Below are 20,218 nucleotides of genomic sequence, written 5' to 3' on the forward strand. Positions count from 1 at the left end.
GGCGAAGGCAAGCTGACCGACCGGCGGCCGTTCCGCGCCCCGCATCATTCGGCCTCGATGGCGGCGATGGTCGGCGGGTTGCGGGCGCGGCTAGGCGAAGTGTCGCTGGCGCATCACGGCGTGCTGTTCCTCGACAAATTTGGGCTGACTTGCCGAAGCCGATCACGTCCATGCACATCATGAAGAATGCAGCGGTGAAGCTGCCGCGGCTTATCTTCGACCACGTCGCCCAGATGGACGCCGGCAGCTATTGGTTCGGAAGCGAAAGCCCGGCCGAAAGTCGAAGCCTGGTCAAAACTAGCCTAGAGCTGACACTCCAATTTCTTCCATAAGCACACGCAATTCGGGCTGTGGCGCGACCCAGAAAGTTCGAAAGGCCTCCAGAACCCCAGTCGATGGCCAACTGTAGAATCGCCTGTCGACCGCTTTGGGCCGAAAGAAGGCGTCACCGACCAACGAACGCGAGCGTCTTTGCTGTCATCGCGTCAAGAACTGGCGAAGACGTTCCGAGCGACTCGCGCTGAAGACTTCCTCGGGCCGCCCCTCCTCTTCAACAATTCCCTTGTGAAGGAAGACCACCTTACTCGACACTTCCCGCGCGAAGCCCATCTCGTGCGTGACCACGAGCATGGTCCGACCTTCTTGAGCCAGCGCGCGCATCACTTTCAGGACCTCGCCGACCAGTTCGGGATCGAGGGCGGATGTCGGTTCATCGAACAGCATGACGCGGGGGCGCTGGCCCAGTGCTCGCGCGATCGCGGCGCGCTGCTGCTGACCGCCGGAAAGATGTATCGGATAGTGATTTAGCTTGTCGGCGATGCCGACCTTGGCCAACAGTTCCTTGGCCTCCTCGACACATTCAGCGCGCGAACGGCCTTGGACGTGGATGGGGGCCTCGATCACATTCTCCAGCACCGTCTTGTGCGACCACAGATTGAAGCTCTGAAAGACCATGCCGACATGGGCGCGCAGGCGGTCAACCTGCGTCCGGTCGGCAGGCTTCGGGCCGGCTTTCGTCTGCGTCATGCGGATGACCTCGCCACCGATGGAGATTTCGCCTCCGGTCGGAGTTTCCAGCATGTTGATGCAACGCAGCATCGTGGACTTGCCCGAACCCGACGATCCGAGGATCGAGACGACATCCCCGTCGTTGGCGTCGAGCGAAACGCCTTTCAGCACTTCGAATGCCCCGTAGGCTTTTCGCAGGTCGCGGATGCGGACGGCTGGCATCATCGGGGCTGCCGGCTCGTGCTGTTGTGGCTGCAAGCTCATACTGCATCCTCTCTCTCGACGACGCCCGGTGTCGGCACGGGTCTTAGATGCGGCGTCAGCCAGTATTCCAGGAGATGGATGACGCGCGTTATGGCGTAGTTGGTGATCAGGTAGATGCTTCCCGCGACAATGAAGACTTCAACCGCCCGGTAGGTTTCGGAAATCAGCTTGGCCGCGAGGCCGGTGATTTCCATCATGGTGATCACCGAAGCCAGTGCCGTCGCCTTCACCATCAGGATGATTTCGTTACCGTAGGCCGGAAGAGCCTGGCGGATGGCAAGGGGCAGCACGATGCGCCGGAACACGGTGATGCGACTCATGCCACAGGCACGGGCGGCCTCTGTCTGGCCTTCGGGCACGGAACGCAGGCCACCCCTGATTATCTCGCTGCCATAGGCGGCTGTGTTCAGCGCAAGCGCGATGATGGCGCACCAGTAAGGCTGCCGCAGCATCGGCCACAGCACACTGTAGCGAACTGTCGGGAACTGACCGAGGCCGTAGTAGATCAGAAAGATCTGGACCAAAAGCGGCGTCGAGCGAAACAAGAAGATATAAGCCCGCGCGATCCACTCGAATGGGCGGATGCCTGATAGACGCAACAAAGCCAGGATGAGGGCAAGGACCATTCCGAGCCCCACCGAGATGAAGGCCAGTTGCAGGGTCAAAGGGACCCCTGGCAGCAGTCGGAGAAAGGCACTCAGAAAGAAGGAAAAGTCCATCACCCTCTCCCGAGCCCGCGGGTGAAGTGTCGTTCAGCGATTTGCAGCGCCCATCCCGAGGCGGAGGAAATGAGCAGATAGAGGATCGCCGCCGCCAGAAAGAAGGTGAAGGGCTGCTTGGTCGAGCCCGCGCCGATCTGAGACTGGCGCAGGATTTCGACAAGCCCCGTCACCGAGATCAGCGACGATTCCTTGAGCACGAGCTGCCAGATGTTTGCCAGGCCAGGCAAGGCGAAGCGCAATGTGAGCGGCGCGATGATACGCCGAAACGCGAGCGCTCGCGACATGCCCGTGGCGTAGGCTGCGTCGATCTCTCCACGCGCTACAACCTGGTAGGCGCCACGGAAGACTTCCGTGTGATAGGCGCCCGAGACGATCGCAATCGCCAGGCAGCCGGCGAAGAAGGCCGGCAGGCTGAGGAAGCCATTGGCTCCAAAGACCCGGCCGATGGGTGTCAGGACGGCGCTCGACCCGAAGTAGAAAAGATATATCACCAGAAGGTCGGGGATTCCGCGCAGAACCGTCGTATAGCCATCGGCGACCGAGCGGACGACCCTGCCTCCGGAAATCTTCGCCCACGCCCCAAACGTGCCTATTATCGCCCCGGCGATGAAGCCCGCCGTTGCCACCGCGATCGTCATGGCGCTTGCCGCCGCCATGGCGGCACCCCAGCCGCCGGGTGCAAAGCTGAAGACGGTCATCAGCCCGAAGTCATTCACGACCAGCCTCCTGCGAGACTTTGCGGTCAGGAATGCGCGTCGTTGCTAGCATGTCGTTGGTCGAGAAACGGGCCGGACTGAGCTCAGCTATCGGAATGGCGCTTTCGCCAGTGGCGACCAGATCGGCGATGATCGAGCCGACGATGGGGCCGAGCTGGAACCCGTGCCCGGAGAAGCCGAAAGCGTGCCATAGATTGTGGGCGACCTGACTGGGACCGATCACCGGTATGACGTCTGGCATCAGGGCTTCCAGTCCGGCCCAGCTTCGCACGATGGTCGCGCGGCGCAGGATCGGGAAAAATTCGCAGACGGTCTGGGCGCTCACCACCATTCGGTCGGCGACGGTATCAGCCGTCTCGTTATTCAGGTCAGGATCGCCGAGAACCCCTCCCCCGATGACAACTGTGCCGGCTTGCGTCTGTTTGAACGAAAGCACCCGGTCAATGCCGATCACCACGGGGTCGATGAAATGGGGCATGCGAGACGTCACCATCAGGGTCGAGGCAAAATGGGTCTTGGGCAGGTGCTCGCCGATCATTTCGGCGACTTGCCACGCCCACGCCCCCGCGCAGTTGATCAAAATATCGGCCCTGAAGACGCCGCTCTCGGTCGCCACCGTCCAGCCGCGATCACCCTGCTCAAGTCCGGTCACGCGTGTCCGCTCCATGAGGCGGACGCCAAGCTGCTCGGCGCGCAGACGAAAAGACTGTGTCGTGCGGAACGGATTGGCATGACCGTCCCGGCGCGAGATGATCCCGCCACGGCAGATATCGGCGATGGCAGGAATCAGACGCCTGAGTTCTTTGGCGTCGATCACTTCCTCAAACTCGTGGCCGAGCGAGCGCATTTCGGCCACCCGCGTATGGCACCATTCCATCTCGGCTTCGGTCTCGGCGATGCCTATCTGACCGACGCCGCCGATGAATTCGCAGTTCTTTGCCAGCTCCGGACCGAGCAGGTCGTCCAGGCGCTCCCAGGCGTCCATTGCCGCTATGGATAACGGCACTTCGGCTTTGTGGCGCATCAATTGCCGTATGCCGCCCGCGTTGACGCCGGAGGCGTGGCGACCGACGGTGTTTTTTTCCAATAGGATTGTACGCAGGCCCCGCAGCGCAAGGTGGAGCGCCGTGCAGCAACCATGGATGCCACCGCCAATCACGATTGCGTCTGTCGCCATCATTGCGGCATCCCGATCCGTCTCATTGTGTCGCTTCTGCTTCTCATCGCTCAAACGCGCTGGCTCGGGTCGCCGTCGGCACCCAATGGCGACGGTCTCAAATCGCGTTCGGCGTTGCCGAGCTCGGCAAGCTGAGCGACTGGCAGCGGCTTCACCGGCAGGCGCAACCGGTAGTAGCCGACGGACTCCATGTCAGTTTCGAGGCTCTGCGCCAGGATGCGGGCGACGGTGGCCCCGCACATGCGGCCCTGGCACTGTCCCATGCCGCATCTGGAGAATGACTTGAGCTGGTTGATGTCAGTGAAGCCCTCGGCAACGAGCGCGCGCAGATCGCCAGCTGTTACCTCCTCGCAGCGGCAGGCGATTGTCTCGTTCGCCAACCGGCGCACCGCTTCGTTAGGGCGATAAGTGTTGTCGAGGAACGCACGGAACCGGGCATCCCGCTGGAGATGTTGACGCTCGGGACGCGCGCGCTCGTCGCGTTCGGCCCGCGAAATGCGACCGATGCGGCAGGCCGCATCAAGTGCAGCCAGGCGTCCACCATGCACCGCCGCTCTGGCGCCGGAGATACCCGCGCCATCGCCCGCCACGGCCACCAACTCCGCGCTCGTTACACCCCACTCGTCCGTCCAGGGACGCCAAGCCATCTGGGCGGCGTCCCAAACATGCCTGCAGCGCAGGCTTGCGGTGATCTGGTTGTTGGGGACTACACCCTCATGCAGAAGCAGAAGCGACGCAGGCAGCCGGCGCCTCTTCCCGCGGCCCTCGAAGGTTACGGCCTCGACGCGCGAGCCGCCTTCGGCCGCAACGTTGCGGCCGCTGAAGACGGGGATGCGGGCCCTTCGCAGCGCAGCCATCCAGGACAGGCCCTTCAGCAGATCGCCAGCAAAGCCTGGCAGCACTGGGAGAGCAGTGAGCCCCGTCTCGAGCAGTCCCTTTCGCGATGTGTCGATGACGCCAGTCAGGGGCGCGCGGGCCTTCATGAGCTGAAAGGCGACGAGATAGGTAAGCGGCCCCGAGCCGGCGATGACAGTTGGCCTGTCCGGCACCACGCCGGACGCCTTCATAAGCGTCTGCGCCGCACCTGCTCCCATGACGCCGGGCAGCGTCCAGCCTGGAACCGGAAACGGACGCTCGACCGCGCCAGTCGCCAGAATGATCCTGCCGGCTCTCGTCAGATAGGCTCGGCCCTTTTGCGATACGCCGAGCTTGCCTGCAGCAGTAACCTGCCAGATCGAGCTTAGAGGTTCGTATGCAGCGCCGCTGCTGCGGAACCGCTCCACCAGCGCAAGTCCCTTGGCGTGGTCGGCGCCGAGAATATCGCTCAAAGCGTCGAGCTTGCGGCTGTTGGCTTCTATGTTCCGATAGATCTGTCCGCCCGGCGTCGGCTGTTCGTCGAACAGTATTGTTTCCACGCCGAGTTCCGCGGCAAGTGCGGCAGCCGCGAGGCCTGCCGGGCCGCCGCCGACAATGGCAAGCTCACAGTCTGTGCGCGGGGTATCGGTCATACGGCGTCGAACTTTCCCGTGCCCAGTTGCGATCGCACCTGGGATCCTTCTCTAACCGGGACCAGGCAGGCCTGCTGGTCGGCCCGTCCATCGATCTCGACCAGGCAGTCGAAGCAATTGCCGATCATGCAATGGGGCATGCGATCGGTCCCACTGACCGGCGTCGTGCGGAACCGCTCAACGCCTGCCGCGAGCAACGCCGCCGCAATGCTGTCGCCTGGCCGGCAACGCAATGGCCGTCCGTCGAAGTAGATCGTCGTGGTCAAATCATCGGCCCGGAGTCGTCTAAACATGCTGGGGCTTCCGAGCAGGCGCTGATGGCTGGGTTTGGCGTCCAAAGAAGCGGGCTGGCCGAAAATCCTGGAGCGCATCGTTGGCCGCCTCTCCCGCGAGTTCGGCGGCAACCACCTGGCCGAGCCAAGGCGCAAGCGTCGCTCCGCTATGGGTGACAGCTGCATAGTAGCCGCTGACTTCCGGGACCGGACCGACGGCCGACACGCCGTCGCCTGGGATCGCGCGATGCGACAGCCGCATTGCCTCGGGCGTGGCGCCTGCGAATCCCGGATAGATGCGCGATGCGCGCTCAATCATGGCGAGGGCAGCGGGGTAGGTATCGTGCGAACTGCTTTCGAGCGTGAACGCTTGTTCGTCGTGCTCGCTGTGCAGCATGATGCGACCCGCGCCATCGGGCCGCATGTTGACTGCACTGGTGCGGACCACCCGTCGCACACCCGAATGGGCGGGGGCGGTCACAACGAGAAGGCCGATCGTGGGAGCCAGCGGGAAGGTCAAGCGCACGTCCTGACCGAGATCGTTTGCCCATCGGCCAGTGCAGTTGACGACCATGTCCGCGCTGATCGTCTTTGCCGACGCGGTCCTGACGCCCGTCACCTTGTCGCCGCTCAGGTCGACGCCAGTGACGGTCTCGCGGCGCAGCTTCGCTCCCAGGTCGCGGGCCTTGCCGAGGAAGAATTCGATGTAGACGCTGGGGTCCACCCAGCCTTCGTCGGCAAAATAGGCAATCTTGGCGTCGCCTGAAGCGTCCCGAGCGAGCGCCGGCTCTAGCCTGTGCAACCGGTCTGGCGAAATCCATTCGGCCGCATAGTTCCATCCAATCAGGCGTTCGACGCGCTCATCGAGTTCTTGTGCCTCATGCGCGTTCGAGCGCCATTCGACCGCCCCGCCGCCATGGAACCAGGGACGCGCGCCGAATTCATTTTCGAGCTCCCGGTGCGCGCGCATCCCCAGCGCATTGATCAGGTGGTAGTTGTAGGGGGTCTTTTCGTTCGCGTTGGTCCAGGCAAAGCTCGAACCACTTGTGCCGGCGCCCGGATGGTCGCGCTCAACAATAGTCACGATGTGGCCTCGTTCCGCGAGGCGATAGGCTATCGACGTGCCGAGGAGCCCGGCACCCACTATGACAAACTGGGTCATGCTATCAATTTTTCCGATGGACAAGATGGGCGGGCCGCACCTTCGCGCCCGCCCGGCTGAACTCAATCCTTGGGCGTGATATCGACCCCGAACCACTTCTCTGTCAGGGCGCGGTTGAACCCGTCGGTGTTGACCTCGGCAATGGCCGCGTCGAACTTTGCCTTGAGCGCGGTGTCGTCTTTGCGCATGGCCACGTTGGCCGTACCGCTGCCGAGAACGCCTTCGATGAATGTGGGACCGGCAAGGGTCGCGCCAGCCAGGTCTGGCTGCTTCATGGCGGCCTTCAGCATGGTGATATTGCCCATGACCAGGTCGACGCGCCCGGCGGCGAGGTCGAGGTTATGTTCGTCCGTCGTCTTGTATTCACGGATCTCGACCAGTTCTTTCAACTCGGCCGTGGCGAACGTCGCGGCTGTCGAGGAGCCCTGAACGCCGAGCACCTTGCCTTTCAGCGCCGGGGCCATCGCCGCGATCGCTTTCTTGGCGCCTTCGGGATCCTTCTTCAGGCTGTAGTCGACCCGGGGGCCAAGTTCCGAGGCCAGCGGATTGTCCTTCATCATCATGAAGGCGTTGGGCGCCTTGGCGTAAGGCACTGAGAAAGAGGCCACCTTCTGCCGCTCGGGCGTAACCGACATGGACGCGATGATGGCGTCGAACTTTCCGGCATTGAGCGCGGGCAGCATGCCATCCCAGTCCTGGGCGACGATCTCGCAATCGGCCTTCATGCGGCGGCACAGTTCCTGGGCGAGATCGATCTCGTAGCCCGCGAGCTTGCCGTCGGAGGACATATAATTCCAGGGCGCATAGGCGCCCTCGGTCGCAATGCGTATCTTCGACCATTGGCCGGCTTCATCCGCACGCGCGGCTCCGGTGAGGAAAATCAAGGCGCTCGCCGCGAGGCCCATCCATCGTAACAGTCCCATTTTCATTTTACCCTCTTTATGATTGGCTGCGCGCGAAGGGGCCGCCTCGATCCGTCGATCGAAAGACAGTGACGCAATCGCGTTAGTCTCTGCGCAGTGCTCTTTGCGAACGCCGCGATGGCCAATCGCGGTGCCAATTGGCTGGATGCTTCTTCCAGCAGGTGGAGAATAAAGCGAAACTCGGGGCAATTGACAAATATGAAAAGGTGCATCCTCTATAGGTTTTTCCTATGAAGCCCGGCGCGCAGAAAATGAACTACAGACAGTTGCAAGCGTTTCGCGCTGTGATGGATGCGGGAACAGTGATTGGTGCCGCCAATCTCCTGCACATTTCGCAGCCTTCCGTCAGCGCCCACATTGCCAATCTCGAACACACGCTGAAGATCCAGCTGTTCGTGCGGCAGGGCGGCCGGTTGGCTCCGACCGCGGAGGCCTACCTACTGCACGAGGAGGCCGGGCATATCGTCAGGGGCATGGCGCGATTGCGGCGTCTGGCGGCCGACATCCAACAGCTAGAGGCGGGTCGGTTGATCATCGGCGCTTATCCGGCGCTGTCCAGTTATGTGCTACCCCGCTTTGTCGGGGTGTTCGCCCGGCACCACCCCAAGCTGCGGCTGTCGCTGGAGCCGGAAGCGTCCGTGCGGATCGCAGAACTCGCTGCGAGCAAGCAACTCGACATTGGCTTGATGACGATGCCGGTGATCGACCCGGCGACCACCTGCGATCTCATCTTCGAGACGGCTTCGGTCTGCGTGCTGCCAGCGGGACATCCCTTGAGCGAGAAGGAGGCGATCGAAGCCGCTGACATCCGCGACCAAAGCTTCATCGCACTTGGGCGCGAGGACGGCTCGCGCCAGGCCGTCGACCGCAGCTTTGAGGACGCGGGAGTTCGCGTCGAGGTGCGCTTCGAGGCTCATTACAGTGACGCCGCTTGCGCTCTCGTGGCCGAGGGGCTTGGCGTCTCCATCGTCGACAAGTTCTCTGCGGAAAGGTGGCGCGGAACGCTCGCCATCAAGCCGTTCCTTCCCTACGTGCCCTGCCATGTCTATCTGACGCGCAGCCGCACGCATATGTCGTCCCTCCTCCAAGAGCAGTTCGAGCGGGAGTTCCGCGTCTATCTGGAGGAGCACTTTTCCTAAACCGCCATCAGCGGCTCCAATGAGCAGCAAGGACATAAGGGGGTTGGCCTCATCGTGGGGGAATTTCCCGTTTGGGGGCGCGGATGAGACCGTTGAAGTGACTGAAGTGCGGCGCAAAGCTGTCGTTAAGAACACTTGGGTGTCAAACGGCCCTTTAATTGCGGGTAGTTGCCAATCCGGATCGCATTGCCATCGCCGGGGTCACGGTCCTTTCCGAGGTCGAATGCCTCATGATGATGTTCGGGTCGGGCGCCTCAACGTTTCCAACGAGATGCAGATGAACTGCTGTCAGCCGTTTGACCGAGGTCGCCGCAACCACCGTCCCGGCAGGGACATCACGAGTTCGGAGATGATAGCAGCCCGAGAACTCGTTTGGGGATGGAGTCGACTAAGCCATCTTTTCGTTACCCCACTCAAAGCTGGTGCCGTCAATCCAAATGCAATGAAGGAGAACCGCAGTCATGGCTTGCTGACGTTCTCGCCCGCATCGCGGACACGCCGATCACCAGGCTGGAGCAACTGCTTCCATGGAATTGGACATTCAAGACGCTGAGCGCTCAGGCGGCCTGACCTGCACCCGGTCGCAAAGCTGAGACTTAGCGCGCCACAAATGACAAGCGGCTTTGCCTGCCTCTTGATCCGTTCTTGCAATGAGCGCACCAAATTCCCTTGCTTGGCGATTGTAGGGCGGGTTTGCCGCATCGCGGACAGACCGTTAGAATTGAGCCAGTTTTATAGGTCATTGCGCACTCCCTATCGCGACAAGAATAAGCTCACACGCCTTCATAACGCTAACAGCATTGTTCCTGGACTCTCCATTCGTAAGGCGGCCTTCCGGACGCTTACGTTTCATGGCCCTGCAGGCGGTCTGAAAACCGCTTCCTTCGCCGAGCGGTGAGAAGCTGATGGCTTTCTACGAGCGCGCTTCCGGCGGCTGGGTGCATCCAACTATTTCAGGGTTGGCCGCGTTCGTCAGGATATACCTCCGGAACTTCTAGACGACATCTGGAAATCCTGTGACCCTTTCCTCAAGGTCTGCGACAATCTCGGGGAACGGCTGATGGGCAATCCGATCTTCAAGTCGTGCAACGTCAATATCGGAACGATCGATTTGCACGACGCATGGGCATCCACCATTTCAAGCTCTACCGAAGGGGTCCGTGTTCCCATTGGAGAGGTGTACGTGGCCGCGACGCACCAAAGGGCGAGTTCGGCGTCTTCTAGCTCAGATGGCAGCTATATCCCGTATCCATACAAAATTCGGGCCCAGCCTTTGCTCACCTGCAGGCGATCGGTTTCCTGCCCAAAAGGCCAACGATCGCCGATGTGTCGGCAATCATCTGCTCGCTCGCTCGTGTTTGAAGAAATCGATCGCTATCCCCGGATTTCATGCACCGGAATGGGTTCTGTCGCAACTCGAACTGGGGTCACAACGGGAGCGTTGTACGCCCGGCTCACCCGGCGAGGATGTTCGAATTGCTCAGTAATTGATGCGCTTTGGCTTGAAGGCAAACTCGCATGGGAGCCCTCTCGATGCGGGAGAATGGCCTTGGCGCTTGCATCTCAGATCTCGCGCACCTCGGAAAGCCCGGCCTGCTTTCCGGTGACACAGGATCGCAGGCCGGACCATACACTGTTTGAGGGACCAGTGCAGTCGGGATAGTGCTTCCGCAGCGCGTGAACCGCAAGGTTGCATCAAAGTTGGTGCTAAACCGTACAAATGTCCACCCAGCACCTCGCGCCTAAAGCACTGCGCCCGGCAATATTGGAACGATGCCGCATTTCGATGGCTCCTTGAAATTGCCGCGCCAATGATATGTTAGACGAAATTGGAAAATGTCAGACAGGGAGGCTGCGTTGTAGCGAAGGCAGCAATGAAGAAACACACAAGCGGCGGCGCCAAGAAGAAAGGACGTGCTGGCATGATCGGAACGACGACGAAGCCTGGTGAGCCATTCCTGAAGACCGGCAAGTTCGTTAGCGTCAGCAGTGCTCGTTTCGAGGCCATCATGAAGGCTGCGGAAAACTCTGGTCTGCTGGGCGACAAGAGCAGGCGAATCGGCAGTCGTATCAGCCCCGCGCTTGTCGAAAAGGCAAAGAAACAGACTGGTATTGCGACTGATACAGACTTGATTGAATTCGCACTCGCTAGTGTTGCGCTCTATGACGATTTCGGACAGTCGTTTAGAAAGACGAGAGGAACCGTTGATCCGACGCTGAAGCTTGGATTCTGACTTGGCGGACTTCGATTTCGAAATATCGATTCGCTGGGCACGGTTCGCTTTCCAAAAAGGCTTGTCTCGCCGCAACGATGACGAGTTGCCCTTCCTCGTTGACACTGCCGAGGCAGGGCAGGAACTCATGCTTAATACCTGTGTTTACATCGATGGCTTGCAGGGCCGCGCGCCTGATGTTGTTGCGGACTTGCTCGATCTCCGCTTGGGCAACCACTCGACGGTTGCCGTTCAGGAACTCATGCACACGGTGGATGTGCTGGATCCCAAACATCCCGGCACTAAGGGGGGCGATCAGGCAAATCGGCAGCACCATCAAGCACATGCATGCACATCGTATCTTTGCACCCGATCCCGATGTGCTCCGCGGGCGGCCCTGCTTTCGGGCATTTTATGTCGGCTTCAGGCCTACCAAAAAGATGCCTGTCCTCGCGCACTTCACGACCGTGTTAAGTTCCTGCAGGCACAAAAAACTCGGCTTCAGCTAATACCGACCGGGCGGGTTCTGTTCTATCGTCCGAAGTAATCCGCAGCCTCTTCGCATAAAAGATGCGGCCTGGAATGTCCAAAGCGCAAAGCTGGTATCGTATGCTTCAGATACTGACATTCGGTCAAATGACTTTAGAGAGAGATGAATACGCGTCCACAAAGTCGTAGTCTGCTTCAACGGTTCGCCGTGTTGCTCATCCTGGCCGGCGGCACTGCCTTGGGCGGAGGCTCTATCGCCATGGCTGATGCGCCGCCGCAATACGACCATGTAGTGGTCGTGGTCATGGAGAATCACTCCTTCGAGCAGATCGCGCAGCCGGGCGCTGCTCCCTATCTGCAGACCCTGGCGAGGAACGGCGCCCTATTCTATAATTCGCATGGGGTCGCTCATCCCAGCCAGCCCAACTACCTGGCGCTGTTCAGCGGCTCGACCAACGGGGTGCGCGACGATGGCATCCACGAGATTGCCGGGTCCAACCTAGCCGAGCGCCTTCAGGCTGCCGGCAAGGCCTTTGTGGGCTATGCCGAGCCCGGATCGCCCCGCAAACACAATCCGTGGGAATCCTTTGCCGACGCCAGAGGAGCCGGAAAATCACTGACCAAATTTCCGCGCGACTATGCGCGGCTGCCGGCGGTCAGCTTCGTCATCCCCAACCTGGCCAACGACATGCATGACGGCACGATCATGAAGGCCGATGCATGGCTGAAGGCCCATTTGCGCACCTATGCCATCTGGTCGCGCAAGCACAACAGCCTGCTGATTGTAACCTTCGACGAGGACGATGGCGGTCTTGAGAACCACATATTCACGGTGTTTTACGGCGCTGGTATCAAGCCCGGCCGTTACGCCGACAGGATCGACCACTACACATTGCTGCGGACCATCGAGGACATCGAATGTATAGCGCCGCTGGGTACCACCATCGTAAGAACGGCGATCGGAAGCGTCTGGAAAGAGCCGTAGGATGTTTGAGAGCTATGCCGCAGCCCGTGTTGCGAACCGTTTTCAGGACATGAAAGAGCTGGAGCAGGAAGCCACGATGTAGTGCCGTGCGCGGCATCACTTACGTTGTCGTCAATGGTGCCCAACTTCGAGAGGCGGCACCGACCTCGCCGACACGGAGGCAACGATCGCCGCGACCAAGGACTGCAACGCCATTGTGCATTTCGGCGGCGCGCCCCTCGAATGCGAATGGCAGACGATCCTCGATTCCAGCATCCGCGGTTCCTACCACATCTACGAAGGCGCTCGGAAACATGGCGTCAAGCCAGTTTTGAAGTCTGAAAGGCGGATTTACTTCCTGATGATCCAATCCACCAAGCCGGACTCGACCCGCTCGCACCCGGTAAACTCGTAAACCAGGGTCTGAGCGAGATCACGCCATTGACACTCCGGTGCCTTCATTTCCAAGACCAAATCCTGAAAGACCTTGCGGAGAATGTCTGCATCGAACGCGGATACCGGGTGGTGTTGCTCAACCTCCCTTAACGCTTCGTCCATCTTGCGCTGGCGAAACCGCTTTAGAAGGTCTCGTGATGCCGCGATTACACGCCGGGTTTGAGCTATATCGAAGCGTAGTGAGGCAATATCAGCCCTGGATCGATGCTGCGACCCGAAGGTGGCGTCAATCATCGTCCGCGCCACGTCTTTATGGCCCTCAACCACCGCTACCTCCCTTTAGCTAAGGTTGTATTTACTCCTTCAGAAGCGGGACTTCAAAGGGATTCAAAGGTCGGTTAGGGACGAAGGGGCACCCGACAGCCCAAGTTCAGGGTCTTCACCGCCGGCCAGAAGCGCACATGCCTCCTGCCGCCTACTTTGAAGTGTCGGGCGGGATATTCCGGGACATGACGATCCATGATTTCGACCTGGCGCGCTTCATGCTCGGCGAGGGACCTGTCGAAGTGTTCGCAACCGGCGCCCGTCTGGTGATCCGGAATTGGTGGATCGAACGGGCGACTGGGACACTGTCGTGATGAAGACGGCAAGCGGGAAGTAGGCCATCATCAACAATTCCCGTCGGGCCGTCTGCGGATATGCAACGTGTCGAGGCGTTCGGTTCAGCCGCACGGCGATCTCCGAAAACTGCCGCGCGCACGGTGCCAGGATCTACGGCCGACGGTTCATGGACAAGCCGAGCCCTATCTGCATTGCCTCATCGAGCGCTAGCAGGTGGCCTTCAACGCAGAAATTGACGCCTTTGCCGATGCCAGATCGCAGAGCGCCGCGTCGTGACCGCCAGCGAGATCGGATAACGCCATTCGCACTCGGACTGGACAAGCGGCTTGCCTGTTTCGCGCGTTGTTTCGTCGGCGATGGCGTGAGGCGCAGCGGCGCGCTCGAACGCGGTTTTTTTGCCCGCCAGGCGGTAAGCCCACATTCCGCGACCGACAGCGCTATCCTGCGCATCCTCAAGCAGCAGATTTTTGGGTAAGCCGAATCGACAACATTGCTGGCGAAAGCTGCGAATGCATTGCTGCAGATTGTGCTAGCGCCGTCACTATCCCGGTTTATAGAGCCGCTCGGCCTCGGGATCATCCAACGAATACCCAATCTTCCCAAGATCCTCCCAAGCCTGTTCAGGGATGGCCGCGGCGGCCCACTCAAGTGTCTGGGCGATCCTCTCGGGTTTTGAAACACCTACAATCGTCGAGGTGATCCGCGGGTCGTTTAGTGAGAACTGCAGTGCTGCCGCGCCAGGGGCCAGGGAATGCTTTCCGCACAGCTCCTCGATCTGGCGCACTGGTGCGAGCTTTGTTTCATCGATCTCTTGATAGGTTATCCGAGACACCCGCGAACTGCCCTTGGCCAAGACACCGCCAGCGTAAGGAGCCGCGTTGAACACAGCTATCCCTCTTTCATTGGCAAGCTCAAAGAGATGACCTGCCGATCGATTCAAAAGCGTGAAGCGATTGTGGTTGAGCAGGACGTCAAACGGCCAGTCTCTTACGATCGGCAGCATGATATCGAGACGGCCCATTGCCAACCCGACCGCGGTCGCTAGACCTTCCTCTTTTATCCGAAACAATTCATCGAGCGCGCCGCCTGGCCGCGTGATCTCGTCGGCATCGGCGGAATGTTCAGGGTCGTGAAGGTGGAGTATGTGAACGCGATCGAGACCGAGAGTCAGAAGACTCTCCTCGAGCGACTGTCTGGCGCGACCGGCGTCGAAGCGGCCTGTACCCATATCCCGGTCTAATTTGGTCGAAAGCACAAATCCTGGAGGTAGACCTCCGCGCTCTCTGATCACTGTTCCAATTCGCTCCTCGCTGCGGCCAAGGCCGTAATTGCGGGAAGTGTCCATGACGTTGACCGGGCCGTCGAAAATCGCTCGGATGGTCGCAAGTGCGGTGGCTTCGTCGACGCTATAGCCATAAGTGTCCGGCATCCCGCCGAGGGGAGCCGTTCCGAAACAGATCTCGGTAACTTCCAATCCAGTCTGTCCGATTGGACGCCGTTTCACCGCCACCTCCAGACTAAGACTGGCCTACTGCTTTTGATCGATGCCCGCACCGTCAATTCGAGCCTGGCGATGACGCCGGCAAAGCCAATCACTTTGCCGGCATGATATCTCAGGTTCGGGTTCGCACGCCGCTCGAGCGTCGACTCGCAATCGTCGTCAGCACCGCGGCCGCTATGATCACGGCACCAGTCGATGCCTGCACGTAAAAGGACGGAACCTGCGCCAAGGTCAGCAAGTTGTTGATGACGCCGATCAGGAGCACTCCGCTAATGACTCCGACGATCGTCCCTCGGCCGCCGCCCAGGCTTACGCCACCGATTACCGCAGCTGCGAAAGCAGAGAAGATTATCCCTTGCCCTTGGGTTGTCACCGCGGAATCGAGACGGCCCGTCATCAGAACGCCGGCCAAGCCCGCCAAGAGAGCCGCGAAGACAAACGCCGACCAAATGACCCTGTCCACGTTGATGCCGGCCGCCCTTGCGGCGTCTTCATTGCCGCCGATCGCGTACAAGGCGCGGCCATAGCGGTGGTAGTGGAAGACAAGGCCGACCATAGCCGCGACGACGATGAATACAATCACCGACACAGGAATACCGAACCAACTCTCGGAGCCGAGATAGGTCAGCGCCTTGCCGGGAGAGTAGATCGAACGCCCGTTGGAAACGATCAGCACTCCGCCCCGAAGCAGGACAAGCAGCCCGAGTGTCGAGATGAACGGGTTGAGACCGACCCTGACGACCATGAAACCGTTGAAAAGGCCAATTAGCCCCGCAGTGCCCAGCGCAACGAATAGGCCAGCCCAGCTCGGCAGCTCCAGTCCGAGCCCGCCTGCCGCCACAGGCACCAAGGTGACGGCTGCCAACATCGGGGCGAAACCGACAATTCCCTCGAGCGACAGATCCAGTCGCCCTATCAGGACGACGAAAGTCAGTCCGATCGTCGTCAAACCCAGAACGCTTACCTGGTCGAGGATATTCAGCAGATTGGCTGCCGTGGCGAACCGCGGAGCAACAATGGCCCCAACGATTACCAGGATGAGAAGGACCGGGTACATCGTAAATCCACCGGCCACGAAAGCGCTTCCGAAGGCGGATAGCCGTGACTGCCCGGAATGTTCCTTCTTCGGCGTTGATTTGCTCACGATATCGGTGCTCATACGACGCCCTCCATCCGTAGGATTAGATCTTTGATTGTGTACCCACCCACCAGTTCATCGACGACGTGTCCCTCGAACACGATCACGACCCGGTTTGCCAATTGATCAATTTCGTCTTCCTCGTCCGAGACGACCACAACTCCCAGCCCCTTGCTGGCAAGATCCCGCAACAGCGAGTAGAGCTGTTCCTTGGCCCCCACATCGACACCGCGGGTTGGGCTAAGGGCGACTATGACCTCGGGACCTCGACAAAGCGCGCGCGCGAAAACGACCTTCTGCTGATTGCCGCCGCTGAGCTGGCTCACCGCCTGCTCCAGAGACGAAGCGATTACGTTCGTCTGCTGGGCAAGGCGCCCGACATGCCTGGCTTCCTTGCCTTTGCTGATAAAACCCAGTTTACCAGACAGGACGTCAAGGCCACCGATCGCTACATTCTCGCGAACACCCAGAATGCCGACATAGCCGCTCGCATGCCTGTCGGTCGGAACCAGGCCGATGGTGGGCAGCTTTCCACGCGGGCTGACCACCTCGCCTTTCTCAGGCCTTTGCTGGCCAGCAAGGACCATTGCGAGCGCTTCCTTCCCGCCACCCACCGGGCCTGCCAGGGCCACGATCTCGCCCGCCCTTACCTCAAAGTCGATATCCTTTTCCGAAAAGCTGTCGAGCCGAATCCCCTTGGCCTGAAGCAGAACAGGGGCTTCATCCGCCACGAAGTCCTGTCGCGTGCTTCGAACCGTCTTTTCACCCATCATAAGGTCGGCGATGGTCTCCACGTCGAGACGCTCCACGGGCTCGCGTTCCTTTACGACCTTCCCGTCCCTCAAGATCGTGACTGTATCGGCAATCTCGAAAACCTCATCTAGGTGGTGCGAGATATAGACGAACGAGACCCCCTTGGCTTTGAGCGCCCTCACATGCTCGAACAGAATGCGTTTTTCCGCATTGCTCAGCGCCGCGGTTGGCTCGTCCAGGATCATGACGGGCACGCCGCGGCTAAGAGCCTTCATGATCTCGAGCAGTTGTCTGGTCCCGGCGCCCAGCTCGCCTGCAAGCGAGCGGGGTTGGATGTCCATATTCCATTCGCTCAGCAGGTCCGTCGCGCGCTCCAACATCAGCTTGTGGCTCACCACGCCGAAGCCTCTGCGCACGAGAGGATTCTCGACAAAAAGGTTCTCCGCCACGGTCAGCAGGTTGAACAGCTGAGGCGTTTGTTGAACGTGGGCGATCAACTTGCGAATGCTGGGCGCATAGTGTTGGCCGACCGCTTCTACCTCGACCTCTCCAATTCTGATCGATCCGGTATCGGCCGAAACGTATCCGCTCAAGGTGGAAACAAGCGTGCTCTTTCCCGCGCCATTGCGGCCCAACAGGGCGTGAACCTCACCGCGCATGACGGTGAAATTCACGCCGCGAAGAGCCCGGGTCGAACCAAAGGTCTTGGCGATGTCACGCATCTCGACGATGGGTCGCGCCTTGTCCATGATCTTCGGCTCCACGGCTTGGTTCCTCCTGAACTTATTTGCCGACCTTGTTGGCCCACAGATCAGGGGAGTCCACATTGTCGGTTGTCACCAGCGTCGCTTTCAGCTGGTACTGCGGTCCGACGGGAGTATCGATAACCTGGCCGTCGTCACGGGGTCCGATCTCGATTTTGCCACCCTTGGAGACGAGTTCGATCAGGTCGGCCGTCTTGCTCGCATAGGCGCTCAGGGGTTGCGACACCGTCGCGTCGAGGGCCTTGCCGCGGATCAGCTGCAGTCCTTGAGGCGTTCCATCGATTGCGATGCGGATCACCGAGTTCGGGTCACCCACCGGAGCGCCCTTGCCGGCATTGGTGAGCTGGGCGTTCACGGCCGATGCCATGAGTTCGGATGCCATGAAGATGCCGCTCAACGAAGGATTCTGGGTGAGGACGTTCTGCGCAGCGTCGGCCGCCATGTCGGCAGTCCATTCGGTCGGGCGCTGTATCAGATTCGCCTTGGGCGCGAGCTCATGCAAGGTCTTGGAGAAGCCATCGGAGCGATCGCGGCCGTTGGGGGTGGTCAGGGCGCCCTGCAGCTCAAGCACGATGCAGCTGTTATCGGTCCAGCATGGCTTGGCCTGCAGGCGCTTGACCATCTCCTTGGCGCCTTGAACGCCGGCGTCGACATTGTCCGCGCGCACCGTCGCCGTCACTTTGCCGCCCGCGGGAGCGTCATCGATCGAGAAAACGAGGACGTTGGCATCGTTCGCCTTCTTGACCGCGGGAACGATTCCCGCCGCGTCAATGGGAGCGAAGACCAGGACATTTGCGCCGTTGGCAATCAGGTTCTGGAGCGCATCGACTTCGGCCGCGATATCGCCGTTCGGATCAGGAGCGCCGACCAGGGTGAAACCCTTTGCATCGAAGGCCTTCTTTGAGAGATCCAGCATCAGGGTCTGGAAATCATCCTTGAGAAACTTCGGGGTGAAACCGATCCTCACGTCCGCGGCTTTGTATTCGGCAAGTGCGGTTCCAGCGGTTATTGCAAGGAACAGCGCGCCGAAAGCAACCGTGCTGGCGGCTCTGCGGCGAGAAATGGGGAGAGTTGGAAATTTCATTGAATCCTCCTTTTGTTGCGCGGTCCGACCGCCCGTTGAGCCGGGCTTGACGCCGCTTGGGCCTTCTGTGCTCACCACAGAAAGGTTCGACCTTGCGATGAGACATCGTTCGCGATGTCGTCACCCGCAAATGCAATTGCAGTGCTTGCCTGACCACTCTGAAAGAGCCCTGCGGAGAAGTCGGCAGTGAGGGCACGCTTTCGCGGTTCTCCTTCGATCCTGATCGCAAGCAAGGCACAGCCAAGATGCCCGGCGCCATTGCGGGACCGGTCTCGGTCATGTCCCCACACGGCGATCCGTGCGAGCCCAGGCTTCACCAAACGCCACTCCTCCCACTGCGCGGATCTTTCTTCCTCCTGCGGATCCGCCGCCGAATGCTTTATGCAGCCACCTCGGAAACACGCACCAAACGTGCCTCTTTCATGGATTTGTAAGCCGCTTCCGCCAGGATGAGCGCACGGCGCCCATCTTCGAAACTCGCCAGCGGAACGGCGCCCTTCTCTACACAGTCCACGAACCCATCGATCTCCGCCATGAAGGCTTCCTGGTAGCGCTCGAGAAAGAAGAACTGATACGGCTGGCTCGCCTCGGCGGCCGTGCTTGTAAAGCGGCGCAATTCGTGAGGTTTGCGGTTGTCGGAAAGAAGCATGCCCGCGCTCCCGATGAGCTCAACGCGCTGATCGTAGCCGTAGACCGCCGTGCGCGAGTTGTTGATGTGGCATTGCTTGCCCGACGCGGTCCTCAGGATGAACATTGCGCTGTCGACTTCATCGAGTTCATTCCCGAGTGCCGGATCGATAAGTGCATTGGCAAGCGCGAAGACCTCGGTCGGCTCTTCGCCGAGCATGAAGCGAGCCAAATCGAAGTCATGGATCGTCATGTCACGGAATAGACCGCCCGCAGCCTCCAGATAGGCCCTCGGCGGCAGCGCGGGGTCGCGGGAGGTGATTATGACCTGGTGCAACTCGCCTATATCGCCAGCCAGCATCGCCGTTCGCGCTGCACTATGCCCGGGATCGTAACGGCGGTTGAATCCGAGCTGGATCGGGATTTTGGTTTCACCGATATTGGCGGCGCACGCCTCGACGCGGGCGAGGCTAAGGTCGATCGGCTTCTCGCACAGAACCGCTTTACCCGCAGCGACTGCCATTTCTATGTAGTCGGCGTGGGTGGGAGTTGCCGTGGCGATCAGAACGGCGTCCACCGTGTCGGACGCGAAAATCTCCTCTGCGCTGGCCGCGGCTTTGACGCCTTGAGCCGCCGCGACCTTTTCGGCCGCCTCTGAATTGACATCAAATACCGCCGCCAACCTGGATCGGGGATGCCGCGCGACATTGGCAGCATGCATTTGACCAATTCGGCCACAGCCGAGCACGGCGATACGCAACATTGATTTCCTCCCTG

At 60.4% G+C, this 20,218-nt stretch carries 19 protein-coding genes and 3 pseudogenes; 8 read left to right on the forward strand and 14 right to left on the reverse strand.

What is annotated here, in order from left to right:
- Positions 1-141: pseudogene (locus FJ958_RS28670) on the forward strand (ATP-binding protein); the annotation flags it as partial.
- Between the two features lie 336 nt (positions 142-477).
- Here FJ958_RS28670 and FJ958_RS28675 read toward each other — a convergent pair.
- The 8 genes from FJ958_RS28675 to FJ958_RS28710 all read right to left on the reverse strand — a co-directional run bounded on the left by FJ958_RS28675 (position 478) and on the right by FJ958_RS28710 (position 7,758).
- Complete coding sequence (locus FJ958_RS28675) at positions 478-1,272, reverse strand: ATP-binding cassette domain-containing protein (RefSeq protein ID WP_140748641.1); 795 nt, start codon at positions 1,270-1,272, stop codon at positions 478-480.
- The gene (locus FJ958_RS28680; protein WP_140748643.1) at positions 1,269-1,991 is read right to left on the reverse strand and encodes an ABC transporter permease; all 723 of its coding nucleotides are present in this window, start codon (positions 1,989-1,991) and stop codon (positions 1,269-1,271) included. The genes FJ958_RS28675 and FJ958_RS28680 overlap by 4 nt, the downstream gene beginning before the upstream one ends.
- Positions 1,991-2,710 (reverse strand): ABC transporter permease subunit, encoded by a 720-nt coding sequence (locus FJ958_RS28685; protein WP_140748645.1) that lies wholly within the window; start codon positions 2,708-2,710, stop codon positions 1,991-1,993. Before FJ958_RS28685 ends, FJ958_RS28680 begins: the two co-directional genes overlap by 1 nt.
- Positions 2,703-3,890, reverse strand: coding sequence for an FAD-binding oxidoreductase (locus FJ958_RS28690; RefSeq protein ID WP_140748647.1), 1,188 nt, complete (start codon positions 3,888-3,890; stop codon positions 2,703-2,705). Before FJ958_RS28690 ends, FJ958_RS28685 begins: the two co-directional genes overlap by 8 nt.
- Positions 3,891-3,937: 47 nt before the next feature.
- On the reverse strand, positions 3,938-5,395 hold the full coding sequence (locus FJ958_RS28695; RefSeq protein WP_140748649.1) for an NAD(P)/FAD-dependent oxidoreductase: 1,458 nt from the start codon (positions 5,393-5,395) through the stop codon (positions 3,938-3,940).
- A complete protein-coding gene (locus FJ958_RS28700; protein ID WP_348642233.1) occupies positions 5,392-5,661 on the reverse strand; it encodes a (2Fe-2S)-binding protein in 270 nt (89 codons plus the stop codon). Before FJ958_RS28700 ends, FJ958_RS28695 begins: the two co-directional genes overlap by 4 nt.
- Before the next feature lie 19 nt (positions 5,662-5,680).
- Positions 5,681-6,829, reverse strand: a complete 1,149-nt coding sequence (locus tag FJ958_RS28705; RefSeq protein WP_140748653.1) for an FAD-binding oxidoreductase — start codon at positions 6,827-6,829, stop codon at positions 5,681-5,683.
- A gap of 62 nt (positions 6,830-6,891) precedes the next feature.
- Positions 6,892-7,758 (reverse strand): transporter substrate-binding domain-containing protein, encoded by an 867-nt coding sequence (locus FJ958_RS28710; protein WP_246677080.1) that lies wholly within the window; start codon positions 7,756-7,758, stop codon positions 6,892-6,894.
- 224 nt (positions 7,759-7,982) lie between these two features.
- On the opposite strand from FJ958_RS28710, the gene FJ958_RS28715 reads away from it, so the two are divergent.
- The 6 genes and pseudogenes from FJ958_RS28715 (at position 7,983) to FJ958_RS28740 (ending at position 12,578) form a co-directional block, all read left to right on the forward strand.
- Positions 7,983-8,891 (forward strand): LysR substrate-binding domain-containing protein, encoded by a 909-nt coding sequence (locus FJ958_RS28715; RefSeq protein WP_140748655.1) that lies wholly within the window; start codon positions 7,983-7,985, stop codon positions 8,889-8,891.
- 432 nt (positions 8,892-9,323) lie between these two features.
- Positions 9,324-9,461 (forward strand): annotated as a pseudogene (locus FJ958_RS28720) (transposase domain-containing protein); the annotation flags it as partial.
- Between the two features lie 433 nt (positions 9,462-9,894).
- Positions 9,895-10,554 (forward strand): hypothetical protein, encoded by a 660-nt coding sequence (locus tag FJ958_RS28725; RefSeq protein WP_246679816.1) that lies wholly within the window; start codon positions 9,895-9,897, stop codon positions 10,552-10,554.
- A gap of 211 nt (positions 10,555-10,765) precedes the next feature.
- Entirely contained in the window at positions 10,766-11,125 is a 360-nt protein-coding gene (locus FJ958_RS32285) for a hypothetical protein (RefSeq protein WP_246677079.1), read from the forward strand.
- A gap of 1 nt (position 11,126) precedes the next feature.
- Entirely contained in the window at positions 11,127-11,651 is a 525-nt protein-coding gene (locus FJ958_RS28735) for a DNA-binding protein (RefSeq protein WP_246677078.1), read from the forward strand.
- 201 nt (positions 11,652-11,852) lie between these two features.
- On the forward strand, positions 11,853-12,578 hold the full coding sequence (locus FJ958_RS28740; protein WP_246677077.1) for an alkaline phosphatase family protein: 726 nt from the start codon (positions 11,853-11,855) through the stop codon (positions 12,576-12,578).
- 330 nt (positions 12,579-12,908) lie between these two features.
- On the opposite strand, the gene FJ958_RS28750 is transcribed toward FJ958_RS28740, so the two are convergent.
- A complete protein-coding gene (locus FJ958_RS28750; RefSeq protein WP_246677076.1) occupies positions 12,909-13,247 on the reverse strand; it encodes a hypothetical protein in 339 nt (112 codons plus the stop codon).
- A 170-nt stretch (positions 13,248-13,417) separates the two neighbouring features.
- On the opposite strand from FJ958_RS28750, the pseudogene FJ958_RS28755 reads away from it, so the two are divergent.
- A pseudogene (locus tag FJ958_RS28755) lies at positions 13,418-13,678 on the forward strand (Gfo/Idh/MocA family oxidoreductase); the annotation flags it as partial.
- Between the two features lie 437 nt (positions 13,679-14,115).
- Here the strand turns inward: FJ958_RS28755 and FJ958_RS28760 are convergent.
- From FJ958_RS28760 to iolG, 5 genes are all read right to left on the reverse strand, one after another.
- A complete protein-coding gene (locus tag FJ958_RS28760) occupies positions 14,116-15,048 on the reverse strand; it encodes an aldo/keto reductase (RefSeq protein ID WP_246679812.1) in 933 nt (310 codons plus the stop codon).
- Positions 15,049-15,187: 139 nt separating this feature from the next.
- Positions 15,188-16,234, reverse strand: a complete 1,047-nt coding sequence (locus FJ958_RS28765) for an ABC transporter permease (RefSeq protein WP_140748663.1) — start codon at positions 16,232-16,234, stop codon at positions 15,188-15,190.
- Complete coding sequence (locus tag FJ958_RS28770) at positions 16,231-17,730, reverse strand: sugar ABC transporter ATP-binding protein (protein ID WP_181176555.1); 1,500 nt, start codon at positions 17,728-17,730, stop codon at positions 16,231-16,233. The genes FJ958_RS28765 and FJ958_RS28770 overlap by 4 nt, the downstream gene beginning before the upstream one ends.
- Before the next feature lie 19 nt (positions 17,731-17,749).
- Positions 17,750-18,889: a sugar ABC transporter substrate-binding protein gene (locus FJ958_RS28775; protein ID WP_140748667.1), complete on the reverse strand. Its 1,140-nt coding sequence runs from the start codon at positions 18,887-18,889 to the stop codon at positions 17,750-17,752.
- A gap of 304 nt (positions 18,890-19,193) precedes the next feature.
- Positions 19,194-20,204, reverse strand: a complete 1,011-nt coding sequence (gene iolG / locus FJ958_RS28780; RefSeq protein ID WP_140748669.1) for an inositol 2-dehydrogenase — start codon at positions 20,202-20,204, stop codon at positions 19,194-19,196.
- Positions 20,205-20,218: the final 14 nt, after the last annotated feature.

This window comes from Mesorhizobium sp. B2-3-5 (assembly GCF_006442395.1).
In the GTDB taxonomy this organism is placed as follows: domain Bacteria; phylum Pseudomonadota; class Alphaproteobacteria; order Rhizobiales; family Rhizobiaceae; genus Mesorhizobium.